Source organism: Bradyrhizobium sp. CCBAU 53421 (assembly GCF_015291625.1).
Classification (GTDB): Bacteria; Pseudomonadota; Alphaproteobacteria; order Rhizobiales; family Xanthobacteraceae; genus Bradyrhizobium.
In genome coordinates this window covers 3428615-3446111 of sequence record NZ_CP030047.1, presented here as the reverse complement: position 1 = coordinate 3446111, position 17497 = coordinate 3428615, and the positions used below count along the sequence as shown (strand labels likewise).

At 64.9% G+C, this 17497-nt stretch carries 14 protein-coding genes; 2 read left to right on the top strand and 12 right to left on the bottom strand.

The window, feature by feature from the left end:
• Positions 1 to 150: 150 nt before the first annotated feature.
• The 3 genes from XH92_RS16320 to XH92_RS16310 are packed head-to-tail and all read right to left on the bottom strand — an operon-like array spanning position 151 to position 4643.
• Positions 151 to 1245, bottom strand: a complete 1095-nt coding sequence (locus XH92_RS16320; protein ID WP_194460099.1) for a glycosyltransferase — start codon at positions 1243 to 1245, stop codon at positions 151 to 153.
• 3 nt (positions 1246 to 1248) lie between these two features.
• Positions 1249 to 3087 (bottom strand): asparagine synthase (glutamine-hydrolyzing), encoded by a 1839-nt coding sequence (gene asnB / locus XH92_RS16315; protein ID WP_194460098.1) that lies wholly within the window; start codon positions 3085 to 3087, stop codon positions 1249 to 1251.
• A gap of 2 nt (positions 3088 to 3089) precedes the next feature.
• Positions 3090 to 4643: a lipopolysaccharide biosynthesis protein gene (locus XH92_RS16310; protein ID WP_194460097.1), complete on the bottom strand. Its 1554-nt coding sequence runs from the start codon at positions 4641 to 4643 to the stop codon at positions 3090 to 3092.
• Positions 4644 to 4949: 306 nt separating this feature from the next.
• Here XH92_RS16310 and XH92_RS16305 point away from each other — a divergent pair, with 306 nt between their 5' ends.
• Positions 4950 to 6143: a CaiB/BaiF CoA-transferase family protein gene (locus tag XH92_RS16305; protein ID WP_194460096.1), complete on the top strand. Its 1194-nt coding sequence runs from the start codon at positions 4950 to 4952 to the stop codon at positions 6141 to 6143.
• 69 nt (positions 6144 to 6212) lie between these two features.
• Here XH92_RS16305 and XH92_RS16300 read toward each other — a convergent pair whose 3' ends face one another.
• The 9 genes from XH92_RS16300 to XH92_RS16260 all read right to left on the bottom strand — a co-directional run bounded on the left by XH92_RS16300 (position 6213) and on the right by XH92_RS16260 (position 16571).
• A complete protein-coding gene (locus tag XH92_RS16300; protein WP_194460095.1) occupies positions 6213 to 7724 on the bottom strand; it encodes a tripartite tricarboxylate transporter permease in 1512 nt (503 codons plus the stop codon).
• A gap of 22 nt (positions 7725 to 7746) precedes the next feature.
• A complete protein-coding gene (locus tag XH92_RS16295; RefSeq protein WP_194460094.1) occupies positions 7747 to 8289 on the bottom strand; it encodes a tripartite tricarboxylate transporter TctB family protein in 543 nt (180 codons plus the stop codon).
• A 76-nt stretch (positions 8290 to 8365) separates the two neighbouring features.
• Complete coding sequence (mtnA, locus tag XH92_RS16290; RefSeq protein ID WP_194460093.1) at positions 8366 to 9466, bottom strand: S-methyl-5-thioribose-1-phosphate isomerase; 1101 nt, start codon at positions 9464 to 9466, stop codon at positions 8366 to 8368.
• Positions 9463 to 10338, bottom strand: coding sequence for an S-methyl-5'-thioadenosine phosphorylase (locus XH92_RS16285; protein ID WP_194460092.1), 876 nt, complete (start codon positions 10336 to 10338; stop codon positions 9463 to 9465). The genes mtnA and XH92_RS16285 overlap by 4 nt, the downstream gene beginning before the upstream one ends.
• Positions 10339 to 10488: 150 nt before the next feature.
• On the bottom strand, positions 10489 to 11475 hold the full coding sequence (locus XH92_RS16280; RefSeq protein WP_194460091.1) for a tripartite tricarboxylate transporter substrate binding protein: 987 nt from the start codon (positions 11473 to 11475) through the stop codon (positions 10489 to 10491).
• Between the two features lie 397 nt (positions 11476 to 11872).
• Entirely contained in the window at positions 11873 to 12670 is a 798-nt protein-coding gene (locus XH92_RS16275) for an enoyl-CoA hydratase/isomerase family protein (protein WP_194460090.1), read from the bottom strand.
• Positions 12671 to 12716: 46 nt separating this feature from the next.
• Positions 12717 to 13913 (bottom strand): alanine--glyoxylate aminotransferase family protein, encoded by a 1197-nt coding sequence (locus XH92_RS16270; RefSeq protein ID WP_194460089.1) that lies wholly within the window; start codon positions 13911 to 13913, stop codon positions 12717 to 12719.
• A 129-nt stretch (positions 13914 to 14042) separates the two neighbouring features.
• The gene (locus tag XH92_RS16265) at positions 14043 to 15326 is read right to left on the bottom strand and encodes an MFS transporter (protein ID WP_194460088.1); all 1284 of its coding nucleotides are present in this window, start codon (positions 15324 to 15326) and stop codon (positions 14043 to 14045) included.
• Positions 15327 to 15371: 45 nt separating this feature from the next.
• Positions 15372 to 16571: an alanine--glyoxylate aminotransferase family protein gene (locus tag XH92_RS16260; RefSeq protein WP_194460087.1), complete on the bottom strand. Its 1200-nt coding sequence runs from the start codon at positions 16569 to 16571 to the stop codon at positions 15372 to 15374.
• A 132-nt stretch (positions 16572 to 16703) separates the two neighbouring features.
• Between XH92_RS16260 and XH92_RS16255 the strand changes: the two genes are divergently transcribed.
• Positions 16704 to 17456 (top strand): GntR family transcriptional regulator, encoded by a 753-nt coding sequence (locus XH92_RS16255; protein ID WP_194460086.1) that lies wholly within the window; start codon positions 16704 to 16706, stop codon positions 17454 to 17456.
• Positions 17457 to 17497 lie beyond the last annotated feature (41 nt).

The following is a 17497-nucleotide window of genomic DNA, read 5'->3' as shown; positions in this document are numbered from 1 at the left end:
CATCTCGGCCCGATCGCCCGCCCGCTGGCCGGCACTGTGCACCGTCTAGAGCCTTTTCCGTTCCGATGGAATCGGAACGGGGCTCCAGATTGTTGTTTTGACGCGTTTTCCTTGCCCGAACCGGCGTCCACTTCGCTCGAAACCGCTCTATCACGGCCCGATCCGCGCGACGAGATCGATAAACTGGGCCCACTGCGATCCCTTGCTGTAGCTCTGCTGCACGCGGCTTCGGCCGGACGCGGCGATCCCAGCCCATTGCGGCCAATCCTGCAGGCTGCTTGAAATCGCCTCGGCAGCCCTCTCAGGCGCGTCGTAGGTGCGCATCGTGACGCCGTCCTGCATCGCCTCCGGATAGTTGCCCGAATCCGACACGAGCAGCGACCCGCAGCCCATCGCCTCGAAGCAGCGCATGTTGCCGCGATCGTTGCCGGCCATGTCGATGGCGCCGTTGAGCACGATCTTGGCGGACCCGAACAGCTCGTAGAGGTCCCGGCCGAACAGCGGCAGCCGCGCTATGCGCGCGATGACGTCGGGCCTACGGTGCTTCCCCAGCGGCAGCAACCGACCGACCGCGCTCTCGGCAAGGCGTGTCAGCCGCGATGCATCGAGGCAGAACACGATGTTGCGATCGGCGGCAAGAGCCGCGACCTGTTCGAGCGTCTTGCCGCGCGCGCTGTGATGCCGCGAATATCCACCGACGAACGCCACATCGATCGGCCGTTCGCCGTGGCCGTACTGCTCCATCACAGGATCGATCGCGGGGAAGAACAGCTCCGCCCGGCAGCCCTTGCTGCGCCATGCCTCGAGGATCGAGGGGAAGTTTCCAAGTACCGCGCCGTAGGCGGACAGGTCGGCATTGCCGGACGGCGCAGCGCGCCAGCACAGCGACATCTTCGCACAGCCCGGAAGCTTGGCGACGAACGCGCTCGGATAACGCACCGGATCGAGATTGTAGAACACCTCGGTCCGGTGATGCTCGATCTGCGCGAGCAGAATGGCCTCGAGCGTTGGTGTGCCCTGCATGCCTTGCTCGCGCGCCCACTGGCGCTGCAGCACTTCGTCGTCGCCATTGGTGAAGAAGGCTTCGGGCGCACCGTCGAGCACGGGCTCGAGGAAATGCGCGGCGCCGAAGCGATCGTGCAGGAACGCGTCGCGACGCGCCGCGAAGGTCGACGCCTTTGCCGCAAGCTGGTTCAGCCGCGGCAGATAGGACGGATAGAGACCGCTATTCTGGAACAGACGCATCGGTTACGCGGTCCTTGCCAACATCCATTTCATGTTCAGGTATGGCCAGATCCGGCCGACGGATTCCCAATCCCAGCTATGCGATGCCGTCAAGTGGCCGACAACCTTTCGAAGCGGCGCCTCGTCGACGAACTCGGCAAATGCCGGGACATTGCGATCGAGCAGCTCACTGGTCCAGCCCGCCAGCGGCCCGTTCAGCCATTCCGGCATTGGCGAATTGAAGCCAACCTTGCGGCGCCCGGTGCGGATGCTTTCGGGCATCAAATTCGCCATCGCCTGCCGCGCCACCACCTTGGTCATGCCATCGGCCGATTTGCTGGTTTCCGGCAGCGCCATGGTGTAGGTCACCAGCCGCCAGTCCATGAACGGCATCCGCACCTCGATCCCATGCGCCATCGAGAGCCGGTCGAAATTGCGCAGAATGGTCGGCAGCGTGGTCGAGTGGAACATGCGATAGAGGCGCCGGTTCAGCGCGCCCCAGGCGCTCGGCAACGCGTCATCCTCGGCGACCAGCGGCAGCGGTGCTGGCATCGCCATCAGGCCTCCCCGCAGGAAATAGTGTCCCCGGCGCCTGATCATCTGCGCCCGCAGGAAGTCGATGACGCGCAGCGCCAGCTGTGATCGTGACGTGAGCGCGGCGGCGGCGTTCCGGATCCGGAACGCAGTCGACTGCCCCTCCTGCAGGTAGGCGCCCATCAATTCATCCGCCCCGTGGCCGTCGAGCGACACGGTGACGTTCTGGCGCCGGAGCTCGCGATAGATCAGCCACGGCGCGCTCGGCAGCCCGATATAGACGTCGTCGTTGTCGTCGAGGATCCGATCGAGGTCGGTAAGCGCATCGCAGCGCCCGATCTCGAGAAAGCTCGGCGCTACATCGGCCCATGCGGCCGCTTGCTCCGCCATTGGCCGCTCATCATTGCTGGCGCCGGGGAAGGTCGCAACAAAGGCATGCCGCCAGGCGGTACTGTCGCGCGGTCCCATGCCGGCCTTCTCATGGCTCGCCATCGCGCAGATCACCGCCGACGAGTCGAAGCCGCCGGACAGGCAGGTGCCGATCGGAACGTCGCTGCGCATGCGCAGGGCAACCGAGTCCTGGAACAGGTCGCGAAAGCGCGCGACGCGTTCGGCTTCGCTGTCAGGGATCGCGGGCAGATGATCAACGGTCCGCCACCAGCGGCGCACCTGCACACGTCCCTGGCGCAACCACATGCAGTGGCCGCCTTGCAGGCGACGCAGTTGCGAATACAGTGTCCGCTCGCTGCCCTCGATACCGAACGGGTCAAGCAACAGCCGCCGCGCCACGTCGATATCGAGCGACGTCTCGACCAGCCCGCACCGCGCCAGCGCCCGTTGCTCGGACGCAAACACGAACCGCTCGGACGACAACGCATACAGCATCGGCTTGATGCCGAACCGGTCGCGCGCCAGGAACAGCTCGTCTGTGACGGTGTCATAGATCGCCAGCGCCCACATGCCATTGAAGCGCAGCAGCATGTCTTCGCCCCACGCCTGCCAGGCGGCGAGGATCACCTCGGTGTCGGATTGGCTGCGGAAGACCGCGCCCTTCGCCTCGAGCTCGCGCCGCAATTCGAGGAAGTTGTAGATCTCGCCGTTGTAGACGATCACATGGCGCCCATCGCCCGACATCATCGGCTGATAGCCGCCCTCGCCGGGATCGATGATGGCGAGCCGGCGATGGCCGAAGGCGACGTTTCGCTTTGCGTTGAACCAGGTGCCCTCGCCGAACGGACCGCGATGCGCAATCAGGCTGGTAAGGCGCGAGATGTCGGCCGGCTCCACGGAGGCGCCGCGCAGATCGACGATGCCTGCGATACCACACATGTCTAGGCGGCCTTGAGGGGCAAGAAGCGGGCGACGATGATGCGCAGATCCCGCCAGCAGACGGCGCGGTAGGGACCAAGCTGCGACACGGCGACGGCGGCGACAAAGATCGCGGCCGCCGACACGCCGTAGAGCGACACCACATACCACCATGACGGCGCGTGGTCGAACGACACATGGCCAAGCTGCGCGCGCAGCACCAGCGCAACGGCGATGCCGGTGCCGAGCGGGATCAAGACGAAATGCAGCATCCGTGACCACATGGCCGAGAGCCTGAAGGTTCGCCGCAGCAGCAGCACCGTGACGATCATCTGGGCAGCCATCCCGACGCAGGAGCTCCAGCCCGCCGCCTGCCAGCCGAAATACGGCAACGCAACGGCGCTGGTAGCCAGCGTGAAGATGCCGGTGACGAGCGAGATCAACGCGTTGAAACTGGAGCGTCCCTGCGACAACAGATAGAACGCGAACACGTTGGCGCTCGACCCCAATATTCCGCTGATCGCCAGCACCACCAGCACGAGCTGCGCCTCGGCGGCAACCTCGGCACCCGTCCATCGATACAGCAGCGCGCCGGCAACCGGGATCAGGCCACCGAGCGCGCTCGCGGCCAGCACGTTGAGAATCCAGGACGAGCGCAGCAGCAGGTCGACCTTGCGATCGTCATCCTCCTTCTGCAGCGTGCTGAAGAACGGGAACAAGATCTCGCCGATCTTCAACACGCCGATATAGACCGCTTCCTCCAACCGCTGCGCGACGCTGTAGAAGCCGACGAATTGCGGCTGCAGCAACGCGCCGAGCAGATAGCGATCCGCCTGCCCGGCAAACAGCGCACCGCTTTGTGCCGCGACCTGCCAGCCGCCGAGCCTGACCAGTGCATGTAGCGCGTTTCGATCAAGCGCGGGCCGAGCCAACCAGTCGCTGATGGCATGCCGCGACCAGGCAAAGGCCATCACGAGGTTCGTCGTGAAGCCCAAGGCCTGACAGCCGAGGAAGGTCGAGGCCCGCGGCGCGTACGGAATGAACAGCAGCATCGACATCGTCGTCACCACCGTGCCGGTGATGCTGATCGAGGCGGTCCGCCGATAATCCTGGCGCGCCGTGAACAGCGAGAGGAAGACCGCGAACAGGCATTGGAACAGCCAGCCGACGCCGGCCAACGCAAAGGCAAGCCTGAGGTCGTCGGCCGCCGGGCCGCCCAGGTGAAATCCCAATCGTGCGAGCGGCGGTCCCGCAAGGATGAGCAATGCCGCGATCAGGCCGCCGACGGCGAGAGCGAGCGCAAGCGCGGTCGCGAAGAAGCGCCGAGCCGCGTCGCGATCGGCCGGTTCCAATCGTTGCGCGAGTTCGCGCGCCGTCGAAAGCCCAAGCGCGTTGCTGAACATCAGCGCAGGCGCGACGCAAGCCGTCACCAGACCCGCAACCCCGAAGGCAGCGAGGCCGAGCCGGAAGATCACGAACGGGAGAATCGCGAGGTTGAGCAGCACCGCGACCGCGAACGCCGTCGCGTTCCACGCCGAATTGCCGAGCAGATGGGACGGACCCTTTCTCACCGCCATGCCCGCTTTCGGTCGATCGCCTTGATGCGCCTCAAGTGCCTATTCCATAAGGGCAAAAACTCATTCGGATGGCGACGGGCTAGCAGCCGGCGAAGTGATTGTCGAGGGTTGGCGGATGGCGGAGCCTGTAAGCAGGTATGGGGAAGCCCGAACGACGGCCAGGGCGGCGGTCAATGTGCACGGAACCATGCCTGTTTGTTTCCAGGGCCGGTTTGTCGTCCGGGTAACAGTTGGAAAGGTCAGCCAAATTGTCTAAGGCAGATAGGCAGTAGCCCCAGAGCGGCCCGCCAAACAAGAGGTGTCTCAATGCCCTTTCCCCGCGCATCCCAAGCCCTGTCCCGGTTCACCGTGCTGGATTTGACCCGGGTCCGGTCTGGACCGACCTGCGTGCGCCAGCTCGCCGACTGGGGTGCCAACGTCATCAAGATCGACGCGCTGCTGGAGGACGGCGGCGGCGAGCAGCCGGGCGGCCCGCGCGGCGGATCCGACTTCCAGAACCTGCACCGCAACAAGCGCGCCATGACGCTGAACCTGAAGGATCCCAAGGGCCTCGAGGTGTTCAAGCGCCTCGCCGAGCAGGCCGACGTCATCGTCGAGAACTTTCGGCCGGACGTGAAGGCCAAGCTCGGCATCGACTATGAGAGCATCCGCAAGATCAATCCGAAGATCGTCTATGGCAGCATCTCCGGCTTCGGCCAGGACGGCCCCTATCACAAGCGCCCGGGCTTCGATCAGATCGCGCAGGGCATGGGCGGCCTGATGTCGGTGACCGGCGCGCCCGGCGGCGGCCCGATGCGGGTCGGCATTCCCGTGGCCGACCTCACCGCGGGGCTGTTCTGCGCGATCGGCATCCTCACCGCGCTGCTGGAACGCGACGTGTCCGGCGAAGGCCAATGGGTGCAGACTTCGCTGCTGCAGGCGCAGATCTTCATGCTGGACTTCCAGGCGGCGCGCTGGCTGATGGAAAAGGAAGTCGCCAAGCAGGCCGGCAACAACCATCCGACCTCGATCCCGACCGGCGTGTTCAAGACCTCCGACGGCTACATCAATATCGCCACCACGGGCGGGCGGATCTGGGAGCGCTGCGCCCAGGCGATCGGCGCGCCCGACCTGGTCACCGAACCCGACTACGCGACCGCACCGGCGCGCTCGAAGAACCGCGACGCGCTGAATGCACGAATCGGCGCGCTGACGGAGAAAAAGTCGACCGAGACCTGGGTGGCCGAGCTGAACGCCGCCGGCGTGCCGTGCGGGCCGATCTATTCGATCGATCAGATGTTCGAGGATGCCCAGGTCAAGCATCTCGGCATGGCGCAGCACGTGCCGAATGACGAGAACCGCCACATCCAGCTGGTCAGCCAGCCCGTTACGCTGTCGCGGACGCCGAGCAAGATGGCGGCGCGCCCGCCGGAATTCGGCGAGCAGACCGAGGAAGTGCTGGCCGAATTCGGCTTCGGCCAGGACGAGATCGCCGAACTGCGCCAGCGCAAGGTGGTCTAGAGATTGTAGTCTTGACGCGTTTTCGTCACGCGAACCGGTATCCACTTCGCTTGAATACGCTATAAGGGCTTACGCCTTTGCCGGCCGCACCAGACGCGCGACGCCGGCAAAGGCCCGATCGATCACCGGCCAGAACAGCAATACGATCGCGAGCGTCGTGATCGTGCCGACGAGGCCGTTCGACCAGAACACCTTCATGTCGCCGCCGGAGCCGATCATCGAGAGCCGGAACGCGTCCTCGGCGCGGCTGCCGAGCACCAGCGCGAGCGTGAACGGCGCAAGCGGGATGCCGATCTTCTTGAAGACGTAGCCGACCACGCCGAAGCCCAGCATCAGCCAGATGTCGAACATCGCGTTCTGGATCGCATAAGCGCCGATCGCGCAGGACACCACGATCATCGGGGCGACGGCCGCGAACGGTACGCGCAGGATCGAGGCGAAGATCGGCACCGTGGTCAGCACCAGCACGAGGCCGACGACGTTGCCGAGATACATCGAGGCGATCAGGCCCCAGACGAAATCCTTGTGCTCGACGAACAGCAGCGGACCCGGGTTGAGACCCCAGACCATCAGGCCACCGAGCAGAATCGCCGCGGTCCCCGAGCCGGGAATGCCGAGCGCGAGCATCGGCAACAAGGCCGAGGTGCCCGAGGCGTGAGCGGCGGTCTCCGGCGCGAACACGCCCTCGATCCGGCCCTTGCCAAAACTCTCCTGATCCTTGGAAAAGCGCTTGGCGAGGTTGTAGCCCATGAAGGACGCCGCGATCGCGCCGCCCGGCGTGATCCCGAGCCAGCAGCCGATCACCGACGAGCGCAGCAGCGTCACCCAGTATTTCGGCAGATCCTTCCACACCGACAGCACGACGCGCAGGCTGATGCCGGCGGCGTGTCCCCGCAGCGCCAGGCGCTCCTCCATCGTGAGCAGGATTTCGCTGATGCCGAACAGGCCGATCACGGCGACCAGGAAGTTGATGCCGCGCAGCAGCTCGGCGGAGCCGAACGTCATGCGCAGCTGCCCGGACACCGTGTCCATGCCGACGCCGGCGAGCAGCAGCCCAAGCGACATCGAGATCACCGTCTTGTGCTTGGCTTCGCGGCCGAGGCCGACGAAGGAACAAAACGTCAGCAGGTAGACGGCGAAGAATTCCGGCGGGCCGAATTTCAGCGCGAACGACGAGATCATCGGCGCCAGGAAGGTGATCAGAAGCACCGCGACCAGCGAACCGATGAACGACGACGTGAATGCCGCGGTGAGCGCTTCGGCCGCCCTGCCCTGCTGCGCCATCGGATAGCCGTCGAATGTGGTCGCGACCGACCAAGCCTCGCCGGGGATGTTGAACAGGATCGACGTGATGGCGCCGCCGAACAGCGCACCCCAATAGATACACGACAGCATCACGATCGCGGATGTCGGATCCATCGTGAAGGTCAGCGGCAGCAGGATCGCGACCCCGTTGGGGCCGCCAAGCCCGGGCAGCACGCCGACGAAGATGCCGAGCACGAGCCCGACCATCATCAACAGCAGCGTCTTCCACGTCAAAAGGACGGCAAAGCCGTGCAGCAGGAGACCGAAAGCTTCCATGTCTCGAAATCCTGTCGATCGCTCAGTAGCCGAAGGCCGCTTCGAGCGGCCCCTTCGGCATGATGACGTCGAATGCGATGTCGAAGGTCACGAACATCGCGGCGGTGAAGATGAAGGCGGTGAGCAGCGACTTCCACAGCGCGATCTTGCCGACGAGGCGCATGAAGCCCGCGATCAGGAGGAAGCTCGCGACATAGAGGCCGAGATATTGGGTGGCGAGGCAGAACAGGAATGTCGGCACGAACACCGCCAGCACCCGGCGAAACTGGGCGCGGGTGACGAAGGTCTCGCCAGCTTCCCTGCGCGAGACGAATGCGGCGCCGAGGCCATAGAGGCTGGCGGCGCCGAGGATCACCGAGAGATAGAACGGGAAATAGCCCGGCTGCGGCCCGGTCGAATCCCACGACGCGCCGGTCCGCCAATTGTCCCAGCCGAGCACCAATGCGAGCGCGAGCAAGAGCAGCGAGACGATGATGTCGACGGTACCGGTAGAGACGACGGCGGGGGAGTTCTCTTCAGGCGCGGTCGGATCGTCGACGACGATCTCAAGTTCGGTATTGGACATGGACTGGACGGTCTGGGTTGCGAGGGCAACGATTGGGATAGCGTGCTGAACCAATCACCGTCAATGCGGCCTTCAGCTAACGCCCGGAACGTTCGGGAAATGCGCTCGCAAGTGCAGCACGATCAGCGCCGAGCACGCCGCGCTCGGTGATCAATCCCGTCACCAGCCGCGCCGGCGTGACATCGAAGCCGAAATTGGCGACGGTCGAGCCGTCCGGAACCACGCGCACGGTCTCGATCCGCCCGTCCGCGGTGCGCCCGGTGAGGTGCGTCACTTCGCTAGCGGCGCGCTGCTCGATCGGAATCTGCCTGACGCCGTCATCGATACTAAAGTCGATGGTCGGCGACGGCAGCGCAACGTAGAACGGCACGCCGTTGTCGTGGGCGGCGAGCGCTTTCAGATAGGTCCCGATCTTGTTGCAGACGTCGCCATTGGCGGCGACGCGGTCGGTGCCAACGATCGCGAGATCGACCATGCGATGCTGCATCAGATGGCCGCCGGTGTTATCGGGGATCACGGTGTGCGGCACGCCGTGATGGCCGAGTTCCCAGGCGGTGAGCGAAGCGCCCTGATTGCGCGGCCGGGTTTCGTCGACCCACACATGGACCGCAATGCCGCGATCATGCGCCTGGTAGATTGGTGAGGTCGCCGTTCCCCAATCGACGGTTGCAAGCCAGCCGGCATTGCAATGCGTCAGCACATTCACCGGCTCGCCCGGCTTCTTGGTCGCGGCGATTTTTTCGATCAGGCCGAGACCGTGGCTGCCGATCTCGCGGTTGATCTCGACATCCTCGTCGGCGATCTCGCGGGCGCGGGCATAGGCCGCATCAGCACGGGCTGAAACTGCGAGCGGTGCGAGCGTGCGCTGCATCTGATCGATCGCCCACTTCAGATTGATCGCGGTCGGCCGGGTCGCCGCCAACATCCTGCCGGCGCGATCCAGCGCCGCATCGGAGGCATCGGCGCGCATCGCAAGCGCCATGCCGTAGGCTGCGGTGGCGCCGATCAGCGGCGCGCCGCGGACCAGCATCGAGCTGATCGCCTCGCCGGCCTCATCCGCCGTCGTGATCTTCGCAATGATGAATTCATGCGGCAGCCGGCGCTGATCGATCGCACCGACCGACCAGCCGTCGGGCTCGAGCCAGATGCTGCGGAAATGGCGGCCATCGACTTTCATGCGCGTAGTACCCTTCCGGCGACGGCATTGAGCTTGGCAAGCAACTGCGGATCGCGCGCCGTGGGCGCCGTGATCAGGGCGGTGTCCAGCGCGCGATCCGAGCCGATCGGACAGGGCTCGTGCTCGCGCGGGAAATCCCGCGCCAGGCGCGCCACCAGCGCCTTGGCCTTCTCGGCGTTCGAATTCAGCACGCGGATGATATCCTGTACCGTCACGGCATCATGCGCCGGATGCCAGCAATCGAAATCGGTGACCATCGCGACGCTGGCGTAGCAGATCTCGGCCTCGCGGGCGAGCTTGGCTTCCGGCATGTTGGTCATGCCGATCACCGAATAGCCCTGCGCCTTGTAGGTCAGGCTTTCGGCGAGCGAGGAGAATTGCGGCCCTTCCATGCACAGATAAGTGCCGCCGCGCGCGAACGCGATGCGCTCGGCCTCGGCCGCGGCAGCAAGGTGCTTCGCCAGCAGCGGCGACACCGGATGCGCCATCGACACATGCGCGACGCAGCCCTTGCCGAAGAACGAGCTCTCGCGCTTGTAAGTACGATCGACGAACTGGTCGACCAGCACGAAGGTGCCCGGCGGCAGCTCTTCCTTGAACGAGCCGCAGGCGGACAGCGCCACCAGGTCGGTGACCCCTGCCCGCTTCAGGACGTCGATATTGGCGCGATAATTGATGTCGGACGGCGACAGCGCATGTCCGGGGCCGTGTCGCGGCAAGAACACGATCGGCAATCCCGCCATCTCGCCTCGACGCAGCGGCGCCGAGGGCTCGCCCCAGGGACTCGCGATCGCCTCCTCGCGGACGTTTTCCAGGCCCGGCAGATCGTAGATGCCGGATCCGCCGATGATACCGAGAACGGCTTTGCTCATGATCGCTCCTTGCGGTCCCGCAACGGCGACGGAGGGGTAACCCAGCCCGATCGGGCTCGCCGGACGTTCGGCCATACTGCGGCGCAATAATCACTGCGCCGCGGCCGCTTGCAAGCCAATTCCGGCCCGAAGGCAAGCAAACCGCGACCGCTATTTCGCGACGAAGCCCGCCGCGTTCATCAGCGTGGCATTCTGCTTGTCGTCATCCTCGAGGAACTCGACCATGTCCTTGCCGGTGAGGAAGATCGGCTTCAACGCCTGCTTCTCCATGTAGTCCTTGTACTCGGGCGTCTGCGTCACCTTCTGGAACAGGTCGACATAGAACGCCTGCTGCTCCTGCGTGACCTTGCCCGGCAGGAACATGGCGCGCAGCATCAGGTACTGCACGTCCAGCCCCTCTTCCTTGCAGGTCGGGATATCGTTCCAGGACTGCGTGTCGGTGACCTTGGTCTTGTAGGAGATGCGCTCCTTGTCGAACACGCAGAGCGCGCGCACCTGGCCGGCGCGCCAGACTTCGAGGTTCTCGCTGGGATTGTTGACGTTGGATTCGGTGTGGCCGCCGACCAGTTGGGTCGCGGCCTCGCCGCCGGACTTGTAGGGCAGATAGGAGAACTTCGCGCCGGTCTTCTGCTCCATGAACACGGTCAGCACGTGATCCTCGCGCTTGGAGCCGGTGCCGCCCATCTTGAACGGCGCGCCCGCCGCCTTCGCGGCATCGATGAACTCCTTCACGGTCTTGGGACCCGACGCATTGTCCCACAACACGAACTGGTCGAGCGCGATCACCGACACCGGCGTCAGGTCGCGCCAGTTGAATGGAATCTTGGCCGACAGCGGCAGCATGTAGATCAGCGAATAGGCGATCAGCACCTTGTTGGGATCACCCTCGCTGGACTTCATGTACATCAGCGCTTCCGCACCCGAGGCGCCGCCCTTCAGCGACACCACCATCGGCTGCTTCATCAGATTGTTCTTCTGGATCGCCGCCTGCATCATCCGCGCCATCTGGTCGGACGCGCCGCCGGCGCCCGCCGCGACCACGATCTCGACCGGCTTGCTCGGCTCCCAGCCGGCGAACGCCGGCGCGCTCAGCAGCAAGGCCGCGATGGCAGCCGTGGTTCTCACAATCTGTCCCACGTTCTTCTTCCCTATCTATTTGTTCGGCTTGGCAAAACCGTTGCGGTGGCGGGTTCGCGTCATTGTGCCGAGAAAGCGAGTGAGTTCAAGCCGCCGAACTGCCGCATGGCGTATGACTTTGGAATGAGGTGGGTGCGTCGCTCTGCTGCATCGCTATCAGTCCCGTCATCCTGAGGAGCGCGTAGCGCGTCTCGAAGGATCGACGGCCACCAGCCGGGCCGTGCATCCTTCGAGGCTCGCCCAGCGGCGCAATTGCGCCGCAAGGCTCGCACCTCCAGCGACAAAGGCAAAGCCTTTGCGCGGGGATGACGGGATTCAAAGTCGATTCAACTTTCAAACGGCTTTGCTCGGTGTCATCGCCGGAGGGCTCCGCGCCTCCTAAGCGACCTCGCAGCCGCTACTTGCCCTTGAAGTTCGGCGCGCGCTTGTTGAGGAAGGCGTCCATGCCCTCGCGGAAGTCCTCGCTCATATAGGCGCGCAGGATCAGGTCTTCGCCTTCGTCGCGCGACAGCGTGCGGCGGATGCGGCGGACCGCTTCCTTGGTCACCTCCAACGTGATCGGCGCATGGCCGGCGACGAGCTGCGCGGTCTCGGTGGCGCGGCGTTGCAGCGTTTCCACATCGGGGACGACTTCGTTCAACAGCCCGAGCGCCAGCGCTTCGGGCGCTTCGACCAGGCGCGCCTTGAAGATCAGATCCTTGGTCCGTGCCGGACCGATCAGCGAGACCAGCCGCGAGATGTTGGACATCGAGAGGCAGTTGCCGAGCGTGCGCGCGATCGGGAAGCCGATCCGGGTCGCCTCGGTGCCGATCCGGATATCGCAGCATGCGGCAATGCCGGCGCCGCCGCCGGTGCAGGCGCCGGCGATCGCCGCGATCACGGGCACGCGGCACTGTTCGAGCGTTCCCAGCACGCGGTCGATCCGCGCTTCATAGTCCAGCGCATCCTGCGCGGTCTTGAACGCCCGGAACTGCGAGATGTCGGTGCCGGAGGCGAACGCCTTGTCGCCGGCGCCGGTCAGGATCAGCGCCTTGATGGTGCGATCCTGATTGATGTTCTCGCAGATCGAGGCCATCTGCTCGTACATCGCGAAGGTCAGCGCGTTGCGGGCCTGCGGCCGGTTGAACGTGATACGCGCGATCCCGTCCGCGACGGAGTAGATCAGGTCTTCGGTCGGTGCGACAGGCGCGTTCATGTCTCGCTCTTTCTGTTCTTTGCGATAAGTTTTCAGGCCAGCCTGCTCAAGCAACGGCTTTCGACGCCTGCGCGGCGTCGCGTCCCTTCAGGACTTCCATCGCCGCTAGCACACCTCCGCTGCGATGCGGCACCTTGGCGAGATCAAGACCCATCTCGACGCCGGACAGCGTGCCCATCAGCATCAGGTCGTTGAAGTGGCCGATATGCCCGATCCGGAACACCTTGCCCTTGACCTTGTTGAGGCCGGTGCCGAGCGACATGTCGAAATTCTCCAGCACGATCTTGCGGAAGTGGTCGGCATCGTGGCCGTCGGGCACCCGCACCGCGGTCAACGCCGGCGAATGCGCGCCCTGCTCCTGGCACTGCGTCTCCAGCCCCCAGACCTTGATGGCGGCCCGCGTCGCTTCGCTGTGGCGCTTGTGGCGGGCGAAGACATTCTCGAGCCCCTCCTCCTCCAGCATCTTCACGGCCTCGCGCAGGCCGAACAGCAGGTTGGTGGCGGGCGTATACGGCCAGGTGCCGGCCTTGTTGATGTTGATAACCTCCTGCCAATCCCAGTACGAGCGCATCCCCGGATTGGCCTTGGCCACCGCCAGCGCCTTCTCCGACACGGCGTTGAAGCCGAGGCCGGGCGGCAGCATCAGGCCCTTCTGGGAGCCGGCGATCGAGACGTCGATGCCCCAGGCGTCGTGCTCATATTCCAGCGAGCCGAGGCCGGAGATGGTGTCGACCATCAAGAGCGCCGGATGCTTCAGCGTGTCGAGGATCTTGCGGACGTTGAGCGGATAGGTGACGCAGGCGGTCGAGGTCTCGTTATGGACCACGCAGACGGCCTTGATCTTGTGCGCCTTGTCGGCGGCGAGCCGCGCCTCGATCTGCTCGAGGTCGGCGCCATGGCGCCAGTCGCCCGGGATGAAGTCGACGTCGAGCTTGAACTTGTCGGCGATGCCGTGCCACAGCACGGCGAACTGGCCGGTCTCGCACATCAGCACCTTGTCGCCCGGCTGCAGCGTGTTGACGATCGCAGCCTCCCAGGCGCCGGTCCCCGACGAGGGGTAGATGATCACGGGCTGCTTGGTGCGGAACACCCGCTGCATCGCAGACATCACGGCAAAGCCGATCTCGGCGAATTCGGCGCCGCGGTGGTCCATGGTCGGCATGTCCATCGCCCGCAGCACCCGGTCCGGCACGTTGGTCGGTCCCGGAATCTGCAGAAAATGCCTTCCAGTATGCACGGTCATGAGCGTCTTTCCCGGTCTTGCCTTGGTCTTGGTAAGCCGCTCGCATATCACTATTCGCCGGGTTTGTCCTAGGCCCGGCGGGGGTCCGTCATGCATATCTGACAGCGCTCCGCCGAGGCCGGCAGCCGCTCATTCGGCGGCCACCACCTTCCCGGGCAGCACCGACTCGCTACCCTCCTCGAACGGCCGCTCGGGGTGCATCAGGAACGCCGAGAAACCACCGAGCAACAGCAGCCCCATCGACATCAGGAACGGCAGGTACCAGTTGCCGGTGGCGTCGATGACGAAGCCGGCAACCAGCGGCGAGACGATCGCCGCAAAAGCCGAGCCGGTGTTCATGAGCCCAGCCGCGGTGCCGGAATATTTCGGCGCGATGTCCATCGGGATCGACCACATCGGGCCGATCACGAGCTCGGCGCAGAAGAAGCCGGCCGACAGGCAGAGCGCGACCACGGTGATGTCGTGAACGAACAGGATTGGCATCAGCGAGAGCAGCGCGCCGGCAAAGCCCACGATCGTGACGCTGAGCCGCGCCAGCCGCACATTGCCCGTACGTTCGAGGATGCGGTCGGAGATGACGCCGCCGATGCTGTCGCCGACGACGCCGGCAAAGAACACGCCGGATGCGAACAGCGCCGAGTTCTTCAGATCGAGGCTGTAGTTGTTCTTGAAGAACAGCGGCAGCCAATTGAGGTAGAGCCACAGGCACCAGCCGTAGCAGAAATAGGTCAGCGTCACCGGCCACATCCGCTGCAACAGCGGTCCCCACGGCACCTTCGGCCGCTCGCCTTTCGGTCGCGGCGGCAACGTCGCGAGCTCGGCTGCGGTGATGGAGCCATGGTCGCCCGGCTCGTTGCGGAAGTACCAGACCCACACGACGCCCCAGATGAGACTGACGATACCGAGCGCGACGAAGGCGCCGCGCCATGTCAGCCAGAGGATCAGGAGTGCGACCACCGGCGGGGTCACCGCGTTGCCGAGCCGTGCAAAGGCGTGGGTCAGGCCTTGCGCGAAGCCGCGGCGGTTGGCAGGCGTCCAGTACTGCATGGCGCGCGTCGCGGTCGGGAATGTCGCGCCTTCGCCGAACCCGAGCGCGAAGCGCGCGACGAACAGCGCGGCAAGACCATGGACAAAGCCGGTCATGATGGTGGCCGCGGCCCAGATCATGCCGCACCAGAACAAGGTCTGGCGCGGCCCGAAGCGATCGCCGACCCAGCCGCCGATCACCTGGAACAGCAGATACGGATAGGCGAAGGCCGAGAACACCAGGCCGAGCTCGGTGTTGGAGAGACCAAGCTCCTTCTGGATCTCGCCGGCGGCGGTGCCGATGTTGACGCGGTCGACATAGGTGATGAAATACATCACGCAGAGCATGGCCAACACGACATGGGTGGCCTTGAACCGAAGCCTCATATCCCCTCCCTCTGCGACTTTTTTTGAACTTGTTGACGCTGGCTGCTAGGTGCCGACCACCTTCAGATGCGACGCGTTGCGTTGATCGCGCTGTTCGAGCAGCCGCATCGCCGCCTCGACGCCGCCCGCGCGGTGCGGCACGCCGGCGACCGACAGCCCCATCTCGACGCCGGTGAGCGCGCCGAGCAAGGTCAGCTCGTTGCACTCGCCGAGATGCCCGATGCGGAACACCTTGCCGGCGACCTTCGACAGGCCGGCCCCGAGCGACATGTTGAAATTGTCGAGCACGGCCTTGCGGAACTGATCGGCATCATGGCCGGGCGGCATCAACACCGCGGTCAGCACCGGCGAGAACTCCGACGGCTCCTGGCAGAGATTCTCGAGGCCCCATTGGTTGACGGCGGCGCGCGTCGCGGCAGCCAGCCGCCGATGGCGGGCGAACACGTTGTCGAGGCCCTCTTCCAGCAGCATCGCGATCGCCTCGCGCAGCCCGTAGAGCAGGTTCGTCGCCGGCGTATAGGGGAAGAAGCCCTTGGCGTTCGGCTTCAGCATCTCCTCCCAATCGAAATAGGAGCGCGGCATCTTGTTGCTGCGGGACGCGGCGCGGGCTTTTTCCGAGATCGCATTGAAGCCGAGGCCGGGCGGCAGCATGAAACCCTTCTGCGAGCAGCTGACACTGACATCGACCTTCCACTCGTCGTGCCGGTAATCGACCGAGCCCAGCGAGGAAATGGTGTCGACCATCAGGAGCGCCGGATGGTTGGTGCGGTCGATAGCGGCACGGATGTCGGCGATCCGGCTGGTCGCGCCGGTCGAGGTCTCGTTGTGGACGACCATCACCGCCTTGATGCTGTGCGCGGTGTCCGCGGTAAGCCTTGCTTCGATCAACGCAGGATCGGCACCCCGGCGCCAATCGCCGGCAATGAAGTCGACCTCGATGCCGAACCGGCCGGCGAGTTGCCGCCACAGCGTGGCGAAGTGGCCGGTCTCGACCATCAGGACCTTGTCGCCGGGCGACAGCGTGTTGACGATCGCGGCTTCCCAGGCGCCGGTGCCCGACGACGGGAAGATCACCACCGGCCCCGCGGTCTGGAAGATCTTGGCGCTTCCCTCCAGCACGGTGCGGCCAAGCTCGGCAAACTCCGCGCTGCGGTGGTCGATGACCGGCATGTCCATCGCGCGAAGAATGCGATCCGGGACCGGGCTCGGTCCCGGAATCTGCAGGAAATGGCGTCCTTGATACATGAGAACCTCCCAATCGCCGGATTTCGGCCTCTTCGTCAGCCATTTTGCATTCATTTTTTGTATTTTCAATCCAATTTTGGTATTCGATTGTGAAGATCGACGTGGCCGCATCGGCAAATTATTGTTCAGAAGATGAAATCTGCGATTCCCGAGACCGGGGTTCCGATCACCCATCCCGCCGCCGGCAACGGCAGCGACCGCCAGGAAGTCTCGCTCCACGGCGAGATCCTGCTGCGGCTCCGCGACTATGTGGTGGAAGGCAACATTCCCGAGGGCTCCCGCGTTCCGGAACGCCAGCTGTGCGAGATGCTTGGAATCTCCAGGACGCCGCTGCGCGAGGCGCTCAAGGTGCTGGCCGCCGAAGGCCTGATCGAGCTGTTGCCCAACCGCGGCGCGCGGGTGCGCCAGCTCAGCCAGCGCGACCTCGAGGAATTGTTCGACGTCATGGCCGGGCTGGAGAGCCTGGCTGGACGGCTGGCCTGCGAGAGCATCACGAACGAGGAAATCGCCGCGATCGAGCGGCTCCACTACGAAATGTACGGCCACTATCTGCACCGCGACATGCACGGCTATTTCCAAACCAACCAGCAGATCCATGAGAGCATCGTCGCGGCCGCGCGCAACGAGACGCTGAAGACGACCTACGCCAATTTCGCCGGCCGGATCCGCCGCGTGCGCTACTCCGCCAATTTCGCCCGCAAGCGGCAGCGCTGGGCCGAGGCGATGCGCGAGCACGAGGCGATCCTCGATGCGCTGCGCCGCCGTGCCGGCAGCGAGCTCAGCGACATCCTGTTCGCCCATCTGCGCAACAAGCGGAGCGCCGCCATCGAGAACCTCGCCGAGCGCGAGGGCACCGCCCAGGAGGCGGCGCCTCAGGGCAGCTAGTTGCTCATTTTGAATTCATAATGTAATTCTCTCCTCAATCG

Excerpts from the sequence above, each read along its gene's own strand:
- XH92_RS16305 (WP_194460096.1), top strand. The coding sequence starts at position 4,950 with ATGCCCTTTCCCCGCGCATCCCAAGCCCTGTCCCGGTTCACCGTGCTG.
- XH92_RS16295 (WP_194460094.1), bottom strand. The coding sequence starts at position 8,289 with ATGTCCAATACCGAACTTGAGATCGTCGTCGACGATCCGACCGCGCCT.
- XH92_RS16320 (WP_194460099.1), bottom strand. The coding sequence starts at position 1,245 with ATGCGTCTGTTCCAGAATAGCGGTCTCTATCCGTCCTATCTGCCGCGG.
- XH92_RS16300 (WP_194460095.1), bottom strand. The coding sequence starts at position 7,724 with ATGGAAGCTTTCGGTCTCCTGCTGCACGGCTTTGCCGTCCTTTTGACG.
- XH92_RS16275 (WP_194460090.1), bottom strand. The coding sequence starts at position 12,670 with ATGAACGCGCCTGTCGCACCGACCGAAGACCTGATCTACTCCGTCGCG.
- asnB (WP_194460098.1), bottom strand. The coding sequence starts at position 3,087 with ATGTGTGGTATCGCAGGCATCGTCGATCTGCGCGGCGCCTCCGTGGAG.
- mtnA (WP_194460093.1), bottom strand. The coding sequence starts at position 9,466 with ATGAAAGTCGATGGCCGCCATTTCCGCAGCATCTGGCTCGAGCCCGAC.
- XH92_RS16285 (WP_194460092.1), bottom strand. The coding sequence starts at position 10,338 with ATGAGCAAAGCCGTTCTCGGTATCATCGGCGGATCCGGCATCTACGAT.
- XH92_RS16265 (WP_194460088.1), bottom strand. The coding sequence starts at position 15,326 with ATGAGGCTTCGGTTCAAGGCCACCCATGTCGTGTTGGCCATGCTCTGC.
- XH92_RS16270 (WP_194460089.1), bottom strand. The coding sequence starts at position 13,913 with ATGACCGTGCATACTGGAAGGCATTTTCTGCAGATTCCGGGACCGACC.
- XH92_RS16255 (WP_194460086.1), top strand. The coding sequence starts at position 16,704 with ATGAAATCTGCGATTCCCGAGACCGGGGTTCCGATCACCCATCCCGCC.
- XH92_RS16310 (WP_194460097.1), bottom strand. The coding sequence starts at position 4,643 with ATGGCGGTGAGAAAGGGTCCGTCCCATCTGCTCGGCAATTCGGCGTGG.
- XH92_RS16260 (WP_194460087.1), bottom strand. The coding sequence starts at position 16,571 with ATGTATCAAGGACGCCATTTCCTGCAGATTCCGGGACCGAGCCCGGTC.